Origin of the sequence: Paraburkholderia fungorum (assembly GCF_003610895.1) — a bacterium.
Taxonomy (GTDB): domain Bacteria; phylum Pseudomonadota; class Gammaproteobacteria; order Burkholderiales; family Burkholderiaceae; genus Paraburkholderia; species Paraburkholderia fungorum_B.
On sequence record NZ_MCAS01000043.1, the window covers coordinates 41625 to 47624 of the forward strand.

Genomic DNA, 6000 nt, shown 5'->3' on the forward strand with positions numbered 1-6000 from the left:
AAAAATGGATTACCAACTGATGGAAGTCGCGGACGGCAAGCCGGTCAAGATGTGGACCGAAGGTGTCGCCATTGACGATTTCGCCCGCGACCAACTCGCTTATACGGCCAAGCTGCCATTCATCTTCAAGCATCTGGCCGTGATGCCGGACGTGCACGCAGGCAAAGGCTCCACGATCGGCAGCGTGATTCCTACGCTCGGCGCGATCATTCCGGCCGCAGTCGGGGTGGATATCGGCTGCGGCATGATGGCCGCACGCACCACGCTCAAGGCTGCCGATCTGCCCGATTCGCTGGCGGGTCTGCGTAGCGCGATCGAACGCGCGGTGCCGCACGGCCGCGCGCCGGGTCGCCGCGATCCGGGTGCATGGGGTGATCGGCCGCCGCAACCGGTCGACGTCGCGTGGAAGTCGCTTGCTGACGGTTTCAAGCAAATCGTCGACAAGTATCCGAAGCTCGCGCGAACCAACAACTACGTGCACCTCGGTACGCTCGGCACCGGCAATCACTTCGTGGAAGTGTGCATCGACGAAGCGGACAGCGTGTGGTTCATGCTGCATAGCGGCTCGCGCGGCGTCGGCAATGCGATCGGCAACCTGTTCATCGAACTGGCGCAAGCGGATATGCGGCAGCACATCGCGAACCTGCCGGACCGCAATCTGGCTTACTTCGAAGAAGGCAGCGCGCACTACGATGACTACGTCGAAGCGGTCGGATGGGCGCAGAACTACGCACGGCAGAATCGCGAACTGATGATGGGCGCGGTCGTTCGCGCGGCGCAATCGATCATCGCCAAGCCGTTTTCGCTGGATGAGCACGCGGTGAACTGCCACCACAACTACGTGCAAAAGGAACGCCACTTCGGCACGGACATCCTCGTGACGCGTAAAGGCGCGGTGTCGGCGCAGAAGGGCCAACTCGGCATCATTCCGGGTTCGATGGGCGCGAAGAGTTTTATCGTACGCGGGCTCGGCAACCCGGAAAGCTTCTGCTCATGCAGCCACGGCGCCGGCCGCTCGATGAGCCGTACCGAAGCCAAGCGGCGCTTCTCGGTGGAAGATCAGGTCAAGGCAACGGCACACGTCGAATGCCGTAAGGATGAAGGCGTGATCGATGAAATTCCGATGGCCTATAAAGACATCGACGCCGTGATGGCAGCGCAGCGCAGTCTCGTCGAGGTGGTGCACACGCTGCGGCAGGTGGTGTGCGTGAAGGGGTAACAGCGGTAGTAGCAAGGCGCGGATCGCCGTTCAGCGATCCGCGCCGATGCCGGACGCCGGCCACGTCTGCACGCGAAGAACAACAGAATAATCAAAGAACAAAAATGGAAGCTAACCACACATCAGTATTAAGCGAGCACCCGATCACCCCCGCCGTGCGGGAACGGATCATGGCCGAATTGCTCGATATCGAACGCCGTTACGAAGTAACCGTGCTCTACGCCTGCGAATCAGGCAGCCGCGGCTGGGGCTTCGCTTCGCCCGATAGCGATTACGACGTGCGTTTTCTGTACGTGCATCGGCTCGACTGGTATCTGCGCGTCGAGCCGCAGCGCGACGTAATCGAAAAGCCTATCGACGACGAACTCGACGTCAGCGGCTGGGAGTTGCGCAAGGCGCTCGGACTTTTGCATCGTTCGAATCCGGCACTGCTCGAATGGCTCGACTCGCCAGTGGTCTATCGCGAAGACGCGCGCCACGGGCCGGCGTTGCGAACCATGGCTCAGGCGTTTTTCTCGCCGTTGCGCGGGCGCTACCACTACCTCTCGATGGCGAAGAAGAACTTCCGTGGCTATCTGCAGGACGAGATGGTGCGCTACAAGAAGTACCTCTACGTGCTGCGGCCCCTGCTTGCCGTCAAATGGATCGATGCGGGACGCGGCATGCCGCCAATGCGCTTTGCCGATCTCGTCGCGGGGACAGTCGACGATCCGGCGTTGCTCGCCGAAATCAATGCGCTGCTCGAAGTGAAAATGCGGGCGGGCGAAGGTGAGTATGGGATGCGCCGGCCGGCGATCCATCGGTTTATCGAGGCGTCGCTAGCGGAGGTGCAAAGTCCGTCGGACTACAAGCGGCCGGAAGGTGACGTTGCCGCGCTGGACACCTTTCTGCGCCATGTGATTCTTGCCTAAGACATGCGGCCGTCATTTCCTGACGGGGCGGCCGCTTAACCGTCCGAGCCATTAAGCGGCGCGTGGTTGCGTGAGCAGCCTGGGAGCATCGGAGATAGGTGGAAACACACACCAGCAGCCATCGTCGTGACGAAAGAAAAAGAGACTGCGCGATCCGGCCTCGGGAGAAGTTTCCACGCGCACGTAACGCCGGCCACCCAGACGGGTACGGCTGAACTCGGTAACGTGGACCGGAATGGAGGGGCCGGCGGCCAGCCATTTCTCGACCAGAAACCGCAGCGACTGTTCGCTGGCGGCTCTCATGATCCGCTCCGGGCCGGCTTGTCGTGATTCGCCTCACGCGCGGCTTCGCTGCTTTCGTCGCTCTCGGCGCCGTCCTCGTCGTGTTCGGAGGATGCGAGGGATATGGCCCGGTTAGTGGCAGCCGCCCGCAACGTCGTGCAGTGGCTGGCATGCCTGATATCCGAGAGAAGACGGACTAGCTGTCGTGCTGTTCTGCGTTTCATCGCACACCCCCGCACCGCACCAATAACTTCAGAAAACACTTTAACTCTATGCCTGGATAGGCCGTTGCCGAAATGATTTTGACTAAATAGCAACAGTTGCGCTTGCAAAAACATAGACGCAATCTTTGTACCTTCCGGCTTCAATGTGCGCGTCTGAGGGAACTCGGTCTGTACGGTGGCGAGCGGATGGCATCGACGGGAAAACCGACTCGCCGCCCCGGCAAAATACGGTTGGATACGCGAGTTATCCACAATTGCCTATGAATAACTTCGGGATAGCGCACCGGACAGCCTGTGCGCGAAATCTTGATAAGGTGCGGCGCGAGGCAAGCTCCACCAAAGTTATCCCGGCTTCGTAGTTTTTCTACAGACGTGTTCCGCAGGGTTATGGTCTCTGCATGACTTTGATGTGACGGGGAATTAGAGAGTTATCCACAGAAGGGGTTAACCCTTGTTAACTATTACTACATATATATACGCATGAAGTAAAAGACATAGGATAAGTGCCGCTGCGTGATGAGATCAAAGGCTGATCAGGTCTTGATCAGCCCGAACCCGGCAAACATCCGCAGGCATGCTTCACGGCGCCACGCTAGCTCCGCTCGCCGGTTGCACCGACGCGGCAGCCGCCTTGTCGATCGCGTCGGACATATCGGGAAGAGGTGCAGGCGTCGGCGCTTCAACCGGCACGGGTGCCGGCGCCGGCAAGATGCGCGTCTCGATGCGGCTGTTCGCAACCGGCTGCGTGCGCACCACCGTCTGCAAATAGTGATCGACGAGGCCGAAGAAGCGATCGTAGAACTTGCCCGACGGAATCGTCTCACTGGAAATCTTGACCATCGCGTCGTTATTCGAGCGGATCGGCAACGACAGCGAACCCAGCACGCTCAGCCCGACGCTCGCCGACGTATCGCTTTTCTTCAGCGCAAAACCGTTTTGCACCGCGTTGACGTAGACGATGCTGGTATCGCTCGCCTCCTCCCCCGGCGTGCACACCACATGAAACTCGACAACGATGTGCGTATCGCCGGTCGGCTGGAAATTTTTCGTTCCATCGACGGTATCGGTGCGCGTCATCGTCGTCAGATAACCCTGACTCAAGAGCGCGCGGCGTGCGGCCTCGCAGGTATCCGTGGTGCTGGAGTTGAAGTTCCGGGCGTAAGGGCTCGCGCCCGTTTCGAACAGTTCCTGCTGGAATTTTGGCTGCGGCGTGCTGTTGCAGGCAGCAAGGGTCAGCAGGCCAATAAGCGAAACGGCCGTGGTTTTGGAAAACGAGGTGAACATGATCGATCGGAAGAGGCGCAGCGTGAGCTCGGATGGGAATGCATTGTAGAGCGGTTGCCAGGCGTGCGTAAAAAGCGCGCAGCGTCTGCCTCGCGCCGTCTGACATGGCGTGATTGCTCAATCCGCAACTTTAGTGCGGAAGCATGACAACGAGGAAAAGTAAGGGGAAGTGGCCGCTCAGTGCGGCGCTGCGGGCGATGCGCTTTGCAGCGCCGCCCCGCCGCTTACGCCGGTGGCGTTGATTGCATTGTCGGCCGGGATCGTGAAAGCGTCGGCCCAGTTGTCCGGTGCCGGGCAGCGGTCAGCCTCGCACATGCTGGTTTGTGAGCCCAGATGCGATGCGACTTCCTCTGGCCCGGCGACGCCGGCGAAATCTTCGACGCGCAAATTCACCTTCCGTGCGTATGCCTGCGATCCACCGTAGCTCTTGAGCGCCGCGTTCATGTCGCCGTTTGCCGAGCGCATGTAGCCGTAGAGAATCGCCGAGCCCATTTCGATGTTGGTGGTTGGCTCGGTGAGGTCCTTGACGTTTCTCAGCAGCCCGCGATGGGCGCCCGGCACCACCTGCATCAACCCGGTCGCCCCATTGGGACCCTTGGCCTTTTCCTTGAAGCGGGATTCGATCGAGATGATCGCCAGCAGCAGGGCCGGCGGCAGTGAATACTTCGAAGCTGCGGACTGCACCGCGTCGGAGATCTTTTGTGCCTTTTCCTTTGCCAGACCGAATTTCTGCGTCAGATACGCGGACATGCGGTCATTGGTTTCGTCGGCCGTTGCGGTTTGCATCAGGCCGAGCGAAAGCACGATCAGGCAAAGTAGCCGGCTCATAACGGGGACGGAAAAGAAAAAGGGATCCGCGCATTATATCCCTGCCCGAAAAAGAGGCATCAAAACGCCCGAAATCGTCTGACGAAACGTAGTTGCCTGGCGCGCTTGCTTCAGCTACTTCGATGGCTTCGGTTTCAGCACGTAGTCGTCGTTCAAGGTGGCAAGAAATGCCGCGACGTCGTCGATATCGCGCTCCGACCACACGGGGCGCTCGCCCGCTTTGCGCGTAAGCGGCTCGTCGGTGGTATCGACGTTCACGCGCAGCGCAACGGGCAGGTCGTTGAATTTATCGACTCTGCCGTGTGCGTCTTTCGGGTACCACTTCGCCGGATTCGTGTCGCGCTGCACGTAGAAACGCAGCGCGTCCTTCAGCGTATGGAAGCGGCCATTGTGGAAAAACACCTGCCGCGTTGCTGTATTACGCAGCGACACTGACTTGAAAAGTCCGCAGTTGCTCGTGTCGCTCGACTGGTCGGTGCGCAGCGGCCCGCATAGACCCATATCGAAGTACTTCGGGTCTGCATTCGCACGCAGTTCCGGATTGCGCGGCACACCGAGCGCCTGAAAGTTGAAGTCGGTGAAAAGCGGATGCGAGCCGTCGACACCCACCTGGTCGATGTGACAGGAGGCGCAATTGCCACCCGCCGGGTCATCGAACAGTTTCTTGCCTCTCAACTCTTGTGCCGTCAGTTGGACCTTGCCGTCGAGGTAGTAATCGAACTTGCTGGTGTAAGGATGGAAGCTCGGGTCTTCAAGCTCGAAACGCTCGATGGCGTACATCGCCTGGGCGAACGCTTTCGTACGGTCGGCGAAAATGTTCTGACCGAACACTTCCCTGAAACGTGCGGCATATGGCGCCTGCTCCAGCTTCGCAAGCACGGCCGCCGGATCCTTGTTCGCCATCTCGTCCGGGTTGAACAGCGGGAAGCTCGCCTGATCGTGCAGGCGGTTAAAGCGCCCGTCCCAGCCGAAGCCGCCAACCGGCGCGTTGTCCGTCTCGCTCAGCCGCTCGGACAGGCTCGCTGCCTGCGCGTGACTCCACATCGGCGTGCGGTTCAGCACGTAGCGCAGGCTTGGCACGGCGCGCGTGCCTTGGCGGTGCATGTCGGGCCCACCGAATTGCGCGGCGAGCCCGTTAGGCGGCCCGTACGCGTGCGACGGGCTATGACAGCTCGCGCACGACATCTTGCCCGACGCCGACAACGACGCATCGAAGAACATCAGCTTGCCGAGCGCCGCGGCATCGCTGTAG

Annotated in this window: 6 protein-coding genes; 2 read left to right on the plus strand and 4 right to left on the minus strand. The window is 60.3% G+C overall.

What is annotated here, in order from left to right:
• Positions 1–4: 4 nt before the first annotated feature.
• Both BCY88_RS30895 and BCY88_RS30900 read left to right on the plus strand, forming a co-directional pair.
• A complete protein-coding gene (locus tag BCY88_RS30895; RefSeq protein WP_183081493.1) occupies positions 5–1219 on the plus strand; it encodes an RtcB family protein in 1215 nt (404 codons plus the stop codon).
• Between the two features lie 104 nt (positions 1220–1323).
• Positions 1324–2130, plus strand: a complete 807-nt coding sequence (locus BCY88_RS30900; protein ID WP_120347950.1) for a nucleotidyltransferase domain-containing protein — start codon at positions 1324–1326, stop codon at positions 2128–2130.
• Positions 2131–2181: 51 nt separating this feature from the next.
• Here BCY88_RS30900 and BCY88_RS30905 read toward each other — a convergent pair whose 3' ends face one another.
• From BCY88_RS30905 to BCY88_RS30925, 4 genes are all read right to left on the minus strand, one after another.
• A complete protein-coding gene (locus BCY88_RS30905; RefSeq protein WP_120347951.1) occupies positions 2182–2433 on the minus strand; it encodes a hypothetical protein in 252 nt (83 codons plus the stop codon).
• 782 nt (positions 2434–3215) lie between these two features.
• Complete coding sequence (locus BCY88_RS30915; RefSeq protein WP_120347953.1) at positions 3216–3920, minus strand: DUF2242 domain-containing protein; 705 nt, start codon at positions 3918–3920, stop codon at positions 3216–3218.
• 177 nt (positions 3921–4097) lie between these two features.
• A complete protein-coding gene (locus tag BCY88_RS30920) occupies positions 4098–4748 on the minus strand; it encodes a lytic transglycosylase domain-containing protein (RefSeq protein WP_120347954.1) in 651 nt (216 codons plus the stop codon).
• Between the two features lie 114 nt (positions 4749–4862).
• Positions 4863–6000 (minus strand): cytochrome-c peroxidase (locus tag BCY88_RS30925; RefSeq protein WP_259461562.1); only part of this gene is annotated, 1138 nt, incomplete at its 5' end.

Coding starts and splice junctions, on each gene's coding strand:
- BCY88_RS30895 (WP_183081493.1), top strand. CDS start 5: ATGGATTACCAACTGATGGAAGTCGCGGACGGCAAGCCGGTCAAGATG.
- BCY88_RS30900 (WP_120347950.1), top strand. CDS start 1,324: ATGGAAGCTAACCACACATCAGTATTAAGCGAGCACCCGATCACCCCC.
- BCY88_RS30905 (WP_120347951.1), bottom strand. CDS start 2,433: ATGAGAGCCGCCAGCGAACAGTCGCTGCGGTTTCTGGTCGAGAAATGG.
- BCY88_RS30915 (WP_120347953.1), bottom strand. CDS start 3,920: ATGTTCACCTCGTTTTCCAAAACCACGGCCGTTTCGCTTATTGGCCTG.
- BCY88_RS30920 (WP_120347954.1), bottom strand. CDS start 4,748: ATGAGCCGGCTACTTTGCCTGATCGTGCTTTCGCTCGGCCTGATGCAA.